Source organism: Ruminococcus flavefaciens ATCC 19208 (genome assembly GCF_000518765.1).
Lineage (GTDB): Bacteria > Bacillota > Clostridia > Oscillospirales > Ruminococcaceae > Ruminococcus > Ruminococcus flavefaciens.
The window spans coordinates 87,629-100,583 of record NZ_JAEF01000006.1; the positions used below are offsets into that span (position 1 = coordinate 87,629).

At 45.4% G+C, this 12,955-nt stretch carries 16 protein-coding genes; all 16 read left to right on the forward strand.

Features of this window, described 5'->3' with window-relative positions; all coding sequences use genetic code 11:
• Position 1 precedes the first annotated feature (1 nt).
• The 16 genes from L870_RS0100310 to recN all read left to right on the forward strand — a co-directional run bounded on the left by L870_RS0100310 (position 2) and on the right by recN (position 12,933).
• On the forward strand, positions 2-1,093 hold the full coding sequence (locus L870_RS0100310) for a stage III sporulation protein AE (protein WP_028516403.1): 1,092 nt from the start codon (positions 2-4) through the stop codon (positions 1,091-1,093).
• Positions 1,094-1,097: 4 nt separating this feature from the next.
• Positions 1,098-1,559 (forward strand): hypothetical protein, encoded by a 462-nt coding sequence (locus tag L870_RS0100315; protein WP_028516404.1) that lies wholly within the window; start codon positions 1,098-1,100, stop codon positions 1,557-1,559.
• A complete protein-coding gene (locus L870_RS0100320) occupies positions 1,546-2,073 on the forward strand; it encodes a hypothetical protein (protein ID WP_028516405.1) in 528 nt (175 codons plus the stop codon). The genes L870_RS0100315 and L870_RS0100320 overlap by 14 nt, the downstream gene beginning before the upstream one ends.
• Before the next feature lie 15 nt (positions 2,074-2,088).
• Complete coding sequence (locus L870_RS0100325) at positions 2,089-2,640, forward strand: SpoIIIAH-like family protein (RefSeq protein WP_028516406.1); 552 nt, start codon at positions 2,089-2,091, stop codon at positions 2,638-2,640.
• A 147-nt stretch (positions 2,641-2,787) separates the two neighbouring features.
• The gene (locus tag L870_RS0100330) at positions 2,788-3,129 is read left to right on the forward strand and encodes an Asp23/Gls24 family envelope stress response protein (protein ID WP_028516407.1); all 342 of its coding nucleotides are present in this window, start codon (positions 2,788-2,790) and stop codon (positions 3,127-3,129) included.
• Positions 3,126-3,569: a GNAT family N-acetyltransferase gene (locus L870_RS16205; RefSeq protein WP_051411294.1), complete on the forward strand. Its 444-nt coding sequence runs from the start codon at positions 3,126-3,128 to the stop codon at positions 3,567-3,569. Before L870_RS0100330 ends, L870_RS16205 begins: the two co-directional genes overlap by 4 nt.
• An 11-nt stretch (positions 3,570-3,580) precedes the next feature.
• Entirely contained in the window at positions 3,581-3,997 is a 417-nt protein-coding gene (nusB, locus tag L870_RS0100340) for a transcription antitermination factor NusB (protein WP_028516408.1), read from the forward strand.
• Positions 3,963-4,937: a tRNA (adenosine(37)-N6)-threonylcarbamoyltransferase complex transferase subunit TsaD gene (locus L870_RS0100345; RefSeq protein ID WP_423752165.1), complete on the forward strand. Its 975-nt coding sequence runs from the start codon at positions 3,963-3,965 to the stop codon at positions 4,935-4,937. The genes nusB and L870_RS0100345 overlap by 35 nt, the downstream gene beginning before the upstream one ends.
• Complete coding sequence (gene xseA, locus L870_RS0100350) at positions 4,938-6,128, forward strand: exodeoxyribonuclease VII large subunit (protein WP_028516410.1); 1,191 nt, start codon at positions 4,938-4,940, stop codon at positions 6,126-6,128.
• Positions 6,129-6,132: 4 nt separating this feature from the next.
• Positions 6,133-6,336: an exodeoxyribonuclease VII small subunit gene (gene xseB / locus L870_RS0100355; RefSeq protein WP_028516411.1), complete on the forward strand. Its 204-nt coding sequence runs from the start codon at positions 6,133-6,135 to the stop codon at positions 6,334-6,336.
• Between the two features lies 1 nt (position 6,337).
• Positions 6,338-7,228, forward strand: a complete 891-nt coding sequence (locus L870_RS0100360; RefSeq protein ID WP_028516412.1) for a polyprenyl synthetase family protein — start codon at positions 6,338-6,340, stop codon at positions 7,226-7,228.
• A 55-nt stretch (positions 7,229-7,283) separates the two neighbouring features.
• Positions 7,284-9,149, forward strand: a complete 1,866-nt coding sequence (dxs, locus tag L870_RS0100365) for a 1-deoxy-D-xylulose-5-phosphate synthase (RefSeq protein WP_341349450.1) — start codon at positions 7,284-7,286, stop codon at positions 9,147-9,149.
• A complete protein-coding gene (locus L870_RS0100370) occupies positions 9,150-9,935 on the forward strand; it encodes a TlyA family RNA methyltransferase (protein ID WP_028516414.1) in 786 nt (261 codons plus the stop codon).
• An 11-nt stretch (positions 9,936-9,946) separates the two neighbouring features.
• Complete coding sequence (locus tag L870_RS0100375) at positions 9,947-10,801, forward strand: NAD(+)/NADH kinase (protein ID WP_028516415.1); 855 nt, start codon at positions 9,947-9,949, stop codon at positions 10,799-10,801.
• Positions 10,802-10,817: 16 nt separating this feature from the next.
• Positions 10,818-11,261 carry an arginine repressor gene (gene argR, locus L870_RS0100380; protein WP_028516416.1) on the forward strand — a complete coding sequence of 148 codons (444 nt, stop codon included), beginning with the start codon at positions 10,818-10,820 and terminating at the stop codon, positions 11,259-11,261.
• 10 nt (positions 11,262-11,271) lie between these two features.
• Positions 11,272-12,933, forward strand: a complete 1,662-nt coding sequence (gene recN, locus L870_RS0100385) for a DNA repair protein RecN (protein WP_028516417.1) — start codon at positions 11,272-11,274, stop codon at positions 12,931-12,933.
• Positions 12,934-12,955 lie beyond the last annotated feature (22 nt).

Consider the following 12,955-nt stretch of genomic DNA (forward strand, 5'->3'; position numbering starts at 1 on the left):
TATGAAAAGGAATGTAATAATTATTATTGTAACTATATTGCTTTTTGTTTTTGCTGTGCCCGTAAAGGCTTTTGCAGAAGAAGATACTGATGTGCAAAATGAAATACTTACACAGTTTGACGATGTTTTGCAGGAGTACGATATAGACTACAGTCCTGAGGAACTGAGCGGTATATCCTTCAGCGGACTGGTCAGAGATATTGCCGCGAGGACTTCATCGGCTCTGGGAGCGCCGTTTAAGCTTCTTGGAACGATACTTATGGTAGTAGTGATAACATCGCTGCTCAGGAGCTTTGGAAGCGGTATACTGGGAAACTCCGAAAAGCTGTATAGTATGGTATGTGTTATTACAGCAGTAACAGTAATAGCAGAGCCTCTTGCTTTGATTTTTGCTCAGACTCTTGAGACCGTAAAAATATGCGGAAATTTCATAGCTGTATACATTCCTGTATTTTCGGGGATAACAGCAGCCTGCGGAAACATAGGCAGTGCAGGGATATACGATATATCTCTCCTTGCAGCCTCAGAGCTCATAGTTCAGCTTGTAAGCTGTATGCTCATGCCTGTTCTGAGTGCTGTGACTATGCTTTCTGTAGCAGGAGGCGCTGCCTTGAAAAGCAATTTCAGCGGAGCTGTACAGCTTATGAGAAAGCTAATCACATGGGGACTTACAGTCTCTATGACGCTGTTTACGGGATTTCTTAACCTGAAATGTACTGTAGCAGCAAAGGCAGACGGTGCTGCAAGTAAGACAGTCAGATTTTTGATATCGGGACTTGTACCGGTTGTTGGCGGAGCAGTTTCGGATGCATATGCCACCGTAAGGAGCAGCTTTGATATAGTTCGCGGAACTGTTGGTGCAGGGGGCTGCATGGTTATGCTGCTGATGATACTGCCGCCCGTTCTGCATATTCTTGTCTATAGAGCGGTGATATGGGCAGGTGCGGCAGCATCAGACATTTTCGGCGAGGAGCAGATGAGCGGCGTTTTGAGATCTCTTGACAACGGACTTGCTATAGCTCAGACAGTTCTTATATGTTATGGTGTGATGTTTGTTTTATGTACCGCAATACTTATGCAGACAGCGAGGTGAACACATGGGAGATATAACAACAGCAGTAAAAGCAGTATGTGTCACAGCAGCAGGCATAAGTGTGATAAGCTACATTACCGATGGCACAAAACTGCGTTCACAGGCTGGATTTGTATACAGGCTCATATTTGCGATAGTAATTGCCGGACTGTTTTTTAACGGAAGCAAAGATATAGAGCTTCCCGACCTGGGCAGCTTTGACAGTGATGAGTGCAGCTTTTCAACAGATGTGTACGATAATGCGGTAGCTGAGCAGACTGCGTCCAACATATCGGATATACTGTATAAACAGCTCAGTGCAGCGGGGATATCCGTTGATAATATTGAAACAGAGGTTAATATTTCACAGGATGGCAGCATATCTATTAATAGAGTCATTATCAGAACGGCGGATCATAAAAAAGCAGCCGAAATAATACGCAGCAGTCTCGGACAAGAAACGGAGGTCATAAATGGAGATAGCTGAAAAGCTTAAAGAACTGATAAAAAGCAGGAAATGGGCTGTATTTATGACTATATGCGGAGCAGCGGGACTGCTGCTGATAATGATATCCTCGCTCCTGCCCGACAATAAAACAAAAGGAAAGGAAAACAGCTGCAAAAAAAGCAGTATAACTGATGCAGGGAAATACTGTACCGATACCGAAAAACGGCTCGAAGGCTTTCTTGCGGACATCGACGGTGCAGGGAAAGTAAGAGTATATCTTACAGTGGGGAGTGATGAACGATATGTTTATGCAACTGAAGGGCGTTACAGCCGTGGTGAAAGCAAGACTGAGGAGGAAGAGAAATATGTTATAGTAGGAGGCGGAAGCGAGAAGAATGCACTTGTAGAGACAATAAGAGCACCTGAGATAACAGGAGCAGTCATAGCCTGTGAAGGCGGAGAAAGTGCGCAGGTACGCGAAAGTATATATAAAGCCGTATCAGCTGCGCTTGATATGCCAACATCGAGAATATATGTAACAAAACTGAGATAAAAGGAGAAAACGGTAATGAAAAAACCATCACTTATTATTGGAAAAAAGCAGATAATAATGACCTGTCTGACACTTATGCTTGCAGTAGCTGTCTACATAAACTATGCAGCGTCACCTGATCTGATGTCGGACAAGAAAAACAAGACAATAAAAAATCAGAGCGAGACTGTAAACTACGGTCAGACCGAGTTCGTGAATGCCGCAGCTGAGACAGCAGCAGGTGACTATTTTGCACAGGCGCGTCTTGACAAGATGAACGACCGCGATGAAGCGGTACAGACCCTGCAATCCATAATCGGAGGCGGTGACATAACAGAAAACGAAATGGTAGTAAATGCACTTGATGCTGTTGAGGTATCGAAGCTGATCGAAAGTGAGGGTACTATAGAGTCTCTTGTGAAGGCGCAAGGATTTCAGGACTGTGTGGCATATCTTGACGGTGAAACAGCAAAGGTTGTTGTAAAGACAGAGGGACTTGACAAAGCACAGGCAGCTTCAATAAAGGAAATAATTCTTGGCGAAACTGAAGTTCCTGCCGAAAATATCAGGATATTTGAAGTTAAATAAGCGTAGTAAATCACAATACATTATAAAGTAAATTTTTCTCCGCGTCTGTTGCTATTTCTTGAATTATATGTTATAATACAATAGTGTAGGTGTAAATGCAGTTTTAATTAAAAATTACACTTAAATATAAGCAAACGGAGGTTCAGTATGGAAGTTGAAGAGATGAAGCCTGCGGCATCAAGCAGATTAAAGATATCCGAAGATGTAATAATATCCATAGCTAAGCTTGCAGCTCTTGATATAAACGGAGTTGCAGGTCTTGGCGGCGAGATCGGCAAAATGAGCAAGCTAAGAAAAAAAGGACCTATAAAGATAAGTATGATGGGCGATGTAGCTGCAATTGATATGAAGATAGTTATAAAAAGCAGTGAAAAAGCCTTTAATGTAGCTCAGGAAGTACAGAATGCCGTCAAGGAAAACGTGCAGAATATGACTGGAGTTCCTGTGGCAAGAGTCAACGTAACAGTAAGCGGAGTAGTATTTGAATGATACGTCGATACAGGGAAGATGACCTTGAGAGCGCTGCGGCAGTATTCACAGCAGCCTTTGCTGCACCGCCGTGGAATGAGGAATGGTCCGTCGGATTGTCACGTAAAAGGATAAGTGAGCTTATGTCCTCACCTCAGTCAATAGGATATGTATATGAGGATAAGGGCTGTATACAGGCGATATTATGCGGCAGAAAGCTTACATATCTTCACGGACCCGAATATGTTATAGATGAATTCTGCGTAATGCCTGAGCTTCACAGAAGCGGTATAGGAACAGCAGTCATAGGATATGCAAAGGACGAACTTATAAAAGAGGGAGTCATTGCAATGGCGCTGATGACGGCCAAGGGCTATCCCAGTGAGAAGTTTTACATAAAAAACGGATTTGAAGGAAACGAGGGAATGATATTCATGTACCGCGTTTTAGATAATAAATAAGGAGTGTACAAATGACAAGGCGTGAAATAAGAGACAGCGCATTCAAGCTGGTATTTGAACAGCTTCTGCGCGATGATGATATAAATGAGCTTTACGAGATAGCAGAGGAGATCGACGAGATAACTGTTAACGATGAAGTCAAGAAGATAGTTGAGGGCACACTTGCCCATGCAGAAGAGCTTGACGGTATCATCTCAAAATACAGCAAATCAAGAAGTATATCGAGAATATCCAAGCTCAATCTTGCTATCCTGCGCATAGCTATGTATGAGTCCATATATGACGACAATACACCTATGAATGCAGCAATAAGCGAAGCAATAAAGCTTTCCATGATGTATACATATCAGGAAGATACAGCATTTATCAATGGCGTTCTGGGAGCATTCTCCCGTGACGAGCAGAAGGAAGAAAAAGCAGATGCCTGAGTTCCTCGGAGTCGATACCAGTAATTATACCACCTCTGCGGCAGTGTATGTCAGCGAGGAAAACAAGGTATATCAGTGTAAAAAGCTTCTTCCCGTAAAAGAGGGAGAGCTTGGACTCAGACAGAGCGACGCAGTTTTCCACCATACAAAGCAGCTTCCCGATATGCTGGAGCAGCTTTTCGGTGAGAATGAGCTTGCAGCTCCTGATGTGGTAACAGCTTCAGCCAGACCGCGAAACATGGAGGGGTCGTATATGCCATGCTTTCTCTGCGGAGAGGGCTTTGCCCGTTCATATGCTGCAGCAGTGGGAGCACAGCTTTTCACTACCTCGCATCAGATAGGTCATATACTTGCAGCCTTATATTCTGCGGACAGGCTCGACCTTGTGAATGAGCGTTTCATAGCCTTTCATGTAAGCGGCGGAACTACCGACTGCCTCCTCTGCGAGCCTGATGAAGAGACAGTGCTGAAAATAACCGAGATAGGCACATCACTTGACCTAAAAGCAGGACAGGCTGTAGACCGTACAGGCGTAATGCTGGGACTTAAATTTCCCTGCGGAGCAGAGCTTGAAAAGCTTGCCATGAACGCAAATAAGCACTTCAAAGTAAAGGCTGTGCTGAAAAATGGCAGTTGCTGTCTTTCGGGAGTTGAGAACAAGTGCGGTGATATGCTTGACGGCGGCGAAAGTCCTGAGAATATAGCAAAATACTGTCTTGACTTTATTGCCGAGACGATTATTGCCATGACAGCCCATGCTGTCAGCGAATACGGAGAGCTTCCACTTGTATTTGCAGGCGGAGTCATGTCGGACGTTATTATCCGCGACAGGATAATTTCCCGTTTTCCGACTGCAAGCTTTGCGCAGCCGCAGTTTTCATGTGATAATGCGGCAGGAGTGGCGATATACGGTTATCTGAAATCCACAGGAGAGAGATAAATGCCTGTAATCACAGTTACACAGATAAATAAATATATAGGCTCAATACTTAAAAATGACAGAAATATACAGGGCGTAATGGTTCGCGGCGAAATAACGGACTATGTAAAGCATTATCGCAGCGGACACGTATACTTCACATTAAAAGACAGTGAAAGCTCACTTAAAGCAGTAATGTTTGCAAGTGCGGCATCGCGTCTCAGATTTGAGCCTGAGGATGGTATGTCGGTAATAGTTTCAGGAAGTATTGGAGTATACGAGCGTGACGGAGCTTATCAGCTCTATGTCAATGATATCATTCCCGAAGGCGCAGGAGCAGCAGGAGCGGCTCTTGAACAGCTGAAAAAGAAGCTTGCCAAAGAGGGCATATTTGATACAGCACACAAACGTCCAATACCTCCCATACCTAAGAAAATAGGCGCAGTCACCTCACTCAGCGGAGCAGCTGTGCGCGATATCATAAATGTACTTTCAAGACGCTATCCCCTATGTGAGATATACGCGGTAAATGCACAGGTGCAGGGCGAAGGTGCGGCAGAGTCGGTATGCAGTGGCATATTGAAAGCAGAAGCTGCAGGCTGTGACGTTATCATCGTAGGTCGCGGCGGCGGTTCAAGCGAGGACCTTAGTGCCTTTAATACCGAAAAGGTGGCGTATGCGGTATACAACTGCAAAGTCCCTGTTATATCCGCAGTGGGACATGAGACAGATTATACCATAGCCGATCTTGCAGCTGATCTTCGTGCGCCTACGCCGTCAGCAGCAGCAGAGCTTGCAGCTCCCGACATGGCAAGTCTGTATGAAAAGATATCCATACTTGAACGCAGGGCAGAAAGGTCTGTACTTGCGCAGCTTGACAAGGCAAGCGACAGATTTATAGCACTTAACGCCCGACTTTCGGCACAGTCACCCGAAAACAGGTTAAAGCTTACAGCCGAAAAGCTTGCAGGACTTGATAAAAGGCGTGAAACCGCCTTTTCGAGATATTTTGAACGTATTGAGCATCAGCTTTCGGAGAGGATAGCAAAGCTTGACAGTCTCAGTCCCCTCAAAGTGCTTTCAAGAGGTTATTCACTTGTATATAAAGATGAAAAGCTTCTCAGCAGTTCGGAAACTCTTGAAAAGGGCGACAGGATAAAGCTCACATTCGGCAGCGGCGGTGCTGAAGCCGAGATAACTGATAAATGGTGATAAAATGAAAGAAAAGCTTACATTTGAAGATAATATGACAAAGCTCGGAAACATAGTGACCGAGCTTGAAAAAGGGGATATTCCACTTGAAAAAGCTGTGGAATTATACGGCGAGGGCGTAAAGCTTTCAGCAGCCTGCCGCAAACAGCTTGATGAAGCACAGATAAAGATCACGGAGGACGACGGAACAGCTCCGTCAGAGAAGTAATATGTCAGGATTTAAAGAAAAGCTAAGCGAATATATAAGCTTTACTGAGGAAAATCTCAGGAAGTACAATACTCATTCGGAAACAATGTCAGCTCAGAAAAATCTCATAGACGCAATGAATTATTCCCTTGAAGCAGGCGGAAAGCGTATCCGTCCTGTGCTGGTATATTCATTCTGCAACGCGCTGGGCGGCGACTACAGAAAGGCAGCCGCACCTGCTGCTGCAATAGAGATGATACATACCTTCTCGCTTATACATGACGATCTTCCTGCAATGGACAATGATGATTTCCGCCGCGGAAAGCCCTCATGCCACAAGGCATTCGGTGAAGCAATGGCGATACTTGCAGGTGATGCTCTCTCGGTGCAGCCCTTTGAGATAATCGCTAACGATAGCAGCCTTACAGCTGAGCAGAAAGTAAAGATCATCTCATGTCTTGCAAAGGCAGTTGGCAGAGAGGGTATGATAGGCGGACAGGTCATAGATATGGAAAATGAGGAGCGCACCGACGTTGACGAAGCAAATCTGCGCAATATGTACCGCCACAAGACAGGACAGCTCATTGCTGTATCATGCATAATGGGCTGTATATGTGCAGGAGCAGATGAAGCAAAGATACAGGCAGCCGCAGATTACGGCTTTAAGCTTGGACTTGCTTTTCAGATAATAGATGATATCCTTGATGTTACAAGCACAACAGAAGAGCTTGGAAAGCCTGTAGGCAGTGATGCCGAGGAAAACAAGACTACATTTGTAACACTTTATGGAGTTGAAAAGGCTCAGGAGATAGCCAACAGCATTACAGAAGATGCACTTGGCTGTCTTGAAGTATTCGGAAAGGACGCATTCCTCACAGAGCTGACGGAAATGCTTCTGAAAAGAAAGAACTAACACAAAGGAGCTGCGGAGATAACCGCATTTCGTAAAAATGAAGGATAACATAAATATGAATGAAAAGGTCACACTGGAGGAGCTTGATCTCCCCAAGGACCTTAAAAAGCTTTCGCTTAGCCAGTGTGCAGGCTTATGTAAGGAGATAAGGAATATCCTTATTTCTACAGTATCCGCAACAGGCGGACATCTTGCCTCAAATCTGGGAGCAGTAGAGCTTACTATGGCGATACATCGCAATTTCAATTCTCCTGAGGACAAGATAGTATGGGACGTAGGTCATCAGGCATATACACATAAAATACTTACAGGCAGACTTGACAGATTTTCCACACTCCGACAGGAGGGCGGTATATCCGGTTTCCCTAAGCCTGAGGAATCCCCACACGATACATTCATAAGCGGACACAGCAGTACATCTGTATCCGTTGCATGCGGTATTGCAGAAGCAATGGAGCTTCAGGGCAAGGACAACTACGCAGTGGCAGTTATCGGTGACGGAGCTATGACAGGCGGAATGTTCTACGAAGCTATGAACAATTGCGGCCGAGGACTCCAGAGAAATCTTATCGTTATACTCAATGATAACAATATGTCTATATCCAAGAGCGTAGGTGCTCTTTCAAAGTATCTGACATCACTCAGAAATACCGAGAAATACCTGCACACAAAGCGCGCAGTGGAGCGCGGTCTTGGAATGATACCCCTTGTTGGAAACAGCGTGGCAAAGGGAATAAAGAACGTAAAGGACTCTGTAAAATCCAATATTCTTGAACAGAGCACAATGTTTGAGGATATGGGATTTATATACCTCGGACCTGTAAACGGTCACAGCTTATCCGAGCTTGAAGAGGTAATACACATGGCAAAGTCATATCACGAACCTGTGTTTATCCATGTCAAGACAGTAAAGGGCAAGGGATATGCACCTGCCGAGCAGAATCCGGGAGAGTATCACGGTATCTCGAAATTCGACATAGCTACGGGAAATCCTGAGGTTTCGGCAGCAGACAGCTATTCCACAGTATTCGGCAAGGAGCTTGTACGTCTTGCGGAAAAAGACGACAAGATATGTGCAATTACAGCTGCCATGAAGTATGGCACAGGCTTGCAGTTCTTCCATTTCAAATACCCTGATAGATTTTTCGATGTAGGCATAGCCGAGCAGCACGCAGTCACATTTGCGGGCGGACTTGCGTCAATGGGCATGATACCCGTATTTGCTGTATATTCCACATTTTTGCAGCGAGCATACGATCAGCTTGTCCATGATATCGCCATAGGCGGACTGCATATGGTGCTGGGCATAGACCGTGCAGGCATAGTGGGTGAGGACGGAGAGACCCATCAGGGACTTCTTGACGTACCGTTCCTTACTACTATCCCTAATACTGTAATATATTCGCCGTCATGCTATTCCGAGATGAAGATGTGCATGAAAAAGGCATTATACAGCGAAACAGGACTTGCAGCGGTAAGATATCCGCGGGGGTCTGAGGAGATGTCATTCAGCAAATACCACCTTACCACAGAGCATCTGTATATACGTGAGGAAAGCAGCGATATACTCATAATAACCTACGGCAGACTTTACAATGAGGCATACAAGGCACAGCAGGAGCTGAAAGGCAGCGGAATAAGCTGCGATATCCTGAAGCTTACAAAGATATATCCTCTTGAGTCGGATTTAGGCGAAGAGATAAGCAGATATGATACTATCGTATTTTTTGAGGAATCAATGGGCGAGGGAAGTATTTCCGAAAAGATAGGAGATGTACTTGCCGAGCTTGGATACCGCGGCGACTACAGCCGAGTTACTGCAAATGGCTTTGTAAAGCAGGCTTCGGTAAGGTCATGTCTTGAAAAGCTTGGACTTACAAGTGAAAAAATGGCGGAGTATATTCGCGGCAGGAGAAGTTAAATGGCAAGACTTGATGCTGAGCTTGTAGCCAGAGGACTGTCAAGAAGCCGTGAGCGTGCAAAGGAAATGATACGCTCGGGCAGTGTTACGGTAAACGGTAAAAAGGCAGGCAAGCCCTCGGACGAAGTTACGGCAGATGATAAGATAGAATGTTCCGAAACAGAGGCATATGTAGGCAGAGGTGCGCTAAAGCTGGAAAAGGCTGTAGCCGAGTTCGGTATTGACCTGAATGGCAAGGTCTGTCTTGACATAGGAGCTTCAACAGGCGGCTTCACCGACTTCATGCTGCAAAACGGAGCAGCTAAGGTCTACGCCGTAGACGTAGGACACGGACAGCTTGCGGATACCCTTGTGAACGATCCCCGTGTGGTGAATATGGAGGGAACTGATATACGCGAGGTCTTTGCGGAGGATATAGGCGGACAAGCAGACTTTATATCTGTAGATGTCTCTTTTATCTCCCTTACAAAGATACTTCCGAAGGTATATGAGTTCCTTAAAGACGGAGAGTGTGCAGCAGTCCTTATCAAGCCTCAGTTTGAGGCAGGACGCAGCGATATAGGAAAAAAAGGCATAGTCAAGGACAGGAAGGTGCATATCCGTGTACTTTCCGAGATAGACAGCTTTGCCGTATCAATAGGCTTTGTCACGGAGAAATATACATATTCGCCTGTTCGCGGAGGAAGCGGAAATATAGAATATCTTGTACTGCTGAGGAAGTCGGCAGGAGAGCAGAAAAAACATGATTTCAGGGAGCTTACCGAAAGCTCTTTCAATAAACTATAAGGAGTGCGTTTATGAAGGCAGCGTTGTACCCTAATTTTCAGAAGCCCAATGCGCTCAGCTGTGCACGCGAGGTCTGCGATGTGCTTGACAGATGCGGTATAGAAGTATCTGTCAGCGAGGGATTCAGAGATGATTTTTCTGATAAGCCCTTTGTAAAATTTGAAGATATCAGAGAAGCGGCAAAGACAGCGGATTACGTACTTGCCATAGGCGGTGACGGAACAATACTGCGCTGTGCGAAGCTTCTCATCGGAAGTGATACAAAGCTTCTGGGCATAAATACAGGAACTCTCGGATTTATGGCAGGACTTGAAGCCGACCAGCTTGACAAGCTCAGTCTGCTTACAACGGGTGAGTATGAGCTCTCACCGCGAATGACACTTGATGTGGTATACCACGGTGAGGACGGCGATAAGACTGCCACTGTCCTCAACGAAGTATCGGCAAGATCGGGCAGCTTCAGGATATGTGAATTCGAGGTCTATTCCGAAAGCTACCTTGTGGGAAGATACCGTGCTGACGGAGTTCTTTTCAGTACACCGTCAGGCTCTACGGCGTATGCTCTTTCGGCAGGCGGACCTGTAATAGAGCCCGATCTTGAATGTATAGAGATGACGCTTATATGTCCTCATTCACTGTTTTCCCGTGCGACAATGTTTTCACCTCAGAGAAAGCTGTGTATGAAGGATGTTACTGTACGTGATGACAGTATGGTCATCAATGTTGACGGCGAATTGTTCGTTAGTCTCCACAAGGGAGACAGCATAGAGATATGCCGTGGAAGGAACAATATAAACTTCATAAATCTCATAGGAAATTCGTTCCATGAGTCACTTTGCAAAAAAATGTGCAAACCTATAAAGTAAGGAAAACGGTGATATTATGAAGAACCGCAGACATGAAGCAATACTTGAGATAATAAACGAGCAGCCCGTAGCAACACAGGAGCTTCTTATACAGCTCCTTGCACAGCGTGGTATAAAGACTACACAGGCAACTCTTTCCAGAGATATCCAGCAGCTCTCACTTGTCAAGCAGAGAGACGAGCGGGGAGTATACCGTTATTCTGTACCTGCGGCAGCCGTAGCGGAAAAATCATTGTTTGAAGAAGCAGTAATATCAGTGGATTACGCCATGAATACCATAGTTCTGAAATGCCGTGCAGGCATGGCACAGGGAACCTGTGCAGCTATAGACTCGGTTGAGCATCAGGGCGTAGTGGGAACTATTGCAGGCGACGATACCATATTCATACTTGTAAGAAGCGAAGCTGATGCGAAAAAGCTTTCCAAGAAGTTCCGCAGTGAGCTTTTCCCGAGGAGGTAAGCTCTGACAGATGTTAAAGGAGATATATATACAAAATCTTGCTGTTATCAAGGAAGCAGTGATCCCACTCGACAGCAGGCTGAACATTTTTACAGGTGAAACAGGTGCAGGTAAGTCCATACTTATAAACGGCATAAACGCCGTCCTGGGACAGCGCTGTACAAAGGACATAGTGCGTACAGGTTGTGATAAGGCAGTAATAACCGCATTATTCACTAACCTTTCCCCTGAGGTCTGCGAAAAGCTTGACGAGCTGGGCATATCTCACGATGATGAAGAGATAACCGTAACACGAGAGATAAGTGCAGACGGCGGAAGCGTATCGAGAATAAACCAGAGAACAGCTCCTGCTGCACTTCTCAAAGAGATAGGCTCGATGCTCATAAATATCCACGGTCAGCATGATAACCAGATACTTCTTGACAGCGAGAAGCATTTGCAGATACTTGACGATTTCGGCGGCGATGATACTCTTTTAAGCGAATACAGGGTAACATTCCGCGAATTGCAGCAGACTGCGCGAAAGCTTGGCGAGCTAAAAAAGCTTGAACAGACACGTGTTGAGCGCAGTCGACAACTTAACGAGATAATCGACGATATAGGCGAGCTTGAACTCCGTGACGGCGAAGATGAGGAGCTTGAAAAGGAGTACGAAAACGCCAAGAATTCGGAAAAGACAATAATAGCCATAAAGACTGCAATAAATGCTATTACAGGCGAGGAAGCCGCATCGGATATGATAGTTTCGGCAGAGACTGAGATAGCAGGTTTTACCGATACAAACGAGATGCTGAACAGCCTTTACGAAAGACTTTCGGCAGCAGAGATAGAGCTCGCCGATATAGCCTCAGAGCTTGAAAGTCTTGCAGACAAGGTGGAGCTTGACGGTCAGCGTCTTGAATATCTCGGTACAAGGCTAAATTCCATAAATAAACTGAAGCGTAAGTACGCAACAGACTGCGAAGGACTCGTAAAGCTTTACGATGATGCCTGCCGTGAGATAATGCAGCTCGAAAGCTCGGATACCGAGATAAAGGAGCTTATGGCAAAGCGTGAGGAGCTTCTTCATAAGGTTACGGAGCAGGCAAAGGCGTTGTATGAATACCGCGAAACAGTTGCAAAGCGTTTTACGGAGCGTGTTACAGCAGAACTTGAATTTCTCAACATGGCAGGAGTGATTATAGCAGTCCGCCATGAAAAGGGAAAGCTCACAGTAAACGGCATGGACACGGTTGAATTTCTCATTTCAGCCAACAAGGGTGAAGAGCCTAAGTCCATATCCAAGATAGCATCAGGCGGTGAGCTTTCACGTATAATGCTTGCACTGAAAAGTGTAATTGCTGATAAGGATTCTATCCCGACTATGATATTTGACGAGATAGACACAGGCGTAAGCGGCAAGGCAGCGCAGAAAATCGGCATAAAGCTGAGAGAGATAGGAAAAGTCAGACAGGTAATATGCGTTACGCATCTGTCTCAGATAGCAGTTATGGCGGACAATCACCTGCTTATTGAAAAGCAGATAGTAGGCGACCGTACAGAGACTCATGTTATGCAGCTTGATATGGACGGCAGAGTATCTGAGATAGCGCGTATCATGGGCGGCGACGATCCAAGCGCACTGATGCTTGACAACGCTCGCGCCGAGATACAAAAAGCATCTGAATTATAACGTGCTGTTCATATGACAAGGG

Bases quoted from the DNA above. Each gene is read 5' to 3' on its own strand.
- L870_RS0100310 (WP_028516403.1), top strand. From the start codon at position 2: ATGAAAAGGAATGTAATAATTATTATTGTAACTATATTGCTTTTTGTT.
- L870_RS0100315 (WP_028516404.1), top strand. From the start codon at position 1,098: ATGGGAGATATAACAACAGCAGTAAAAGCAGTATGTGTCACAGCAGCA.
- L870_RS0100320 (WP_028516405.1), top strand. From the start codon at position 1,546: ATGGAGATAGCTGAAAAGCTTAAAGAACTGATAAAAAGCAGGAAATGG.
- L870_RS0100325 (WP_028516406.1), top strand. From the start codon at position 2,089: ATGAAAAAACCATCACTTATTATTGGAAAAAAGCAGATAATAATGACC.
- L870_RS0100330 (WP_028516407.1), top strand. From the start codon at position 2,788: ATGGAAGTTGAAGAGATGAAGCCTGCGGCATCAAGCAGATTAAAGATA.
- L870_RS16205 (WP_051411294.1), top strand. From the start codon at position 3,126: ATGATACGTCGATACAGGGAAGATGACCTTGAGAGCGCTGCGGCAGTA.
- nusB (WP_028516408.1), top strand. From the start codon at position 3,581: ATGACAAGGCGTGAAATAAGAGACAGCGCATTCAAGCTGGTATTTGAA.
- xseA (WP_028516410.1), top strand. From the start codon at position 4,938: ATGCCTGTAATCACAGTTACACAGATAAATAAATATATAGGCTCAATA.
- xseB (WP_028516411.1), top strand. From the start codon at position 6,133: ATGAAAGAAAAGCTTACATTTGAAGATAATATGACAAAGCTCGGAAAC.
- L870_RS0100360 (WP_028516412.1), top strand. From the start codon at position 6,338: ATGTCAGGATTTAAAGAAAAGCTAAGCGAATATATAAGCTTTACTGAG.
- dxs (WP_341349450.1), top strand. From the start codon at position 7,284: ATGAATGAAAAGGTCACACTGGAGGAGCTTGATCTCCCCAAGGACCTT.
- L870_RS0100370 (WP_028516414.1), top strand. From the start codon at position 9,150: ATGGCAAGACTTGATGCTGAGCTTGTAGCCAGAGGACTGTCAAGAAGC.
- L870_RS0100375 (WP_028516415.1), top strand. From the start codon at position 9,947: ATGAAGGCAGCGTTGTACCCTAATTTTCAGAAGCCCAATGCGCTCAGC.
- argR (WP_028516416.1), top strand. From the start codon at position 10,818: ATGAAGAACCGCAGACATGAAGCAATACTTGAGATAATAAACGAGCAG.
- recN (WP_028516417.1), top strand. From the start codon at position 11,272: ATGTTAAAGGAGATATATATACAAAATCTTGCTGTTATCAAGGAAGCA.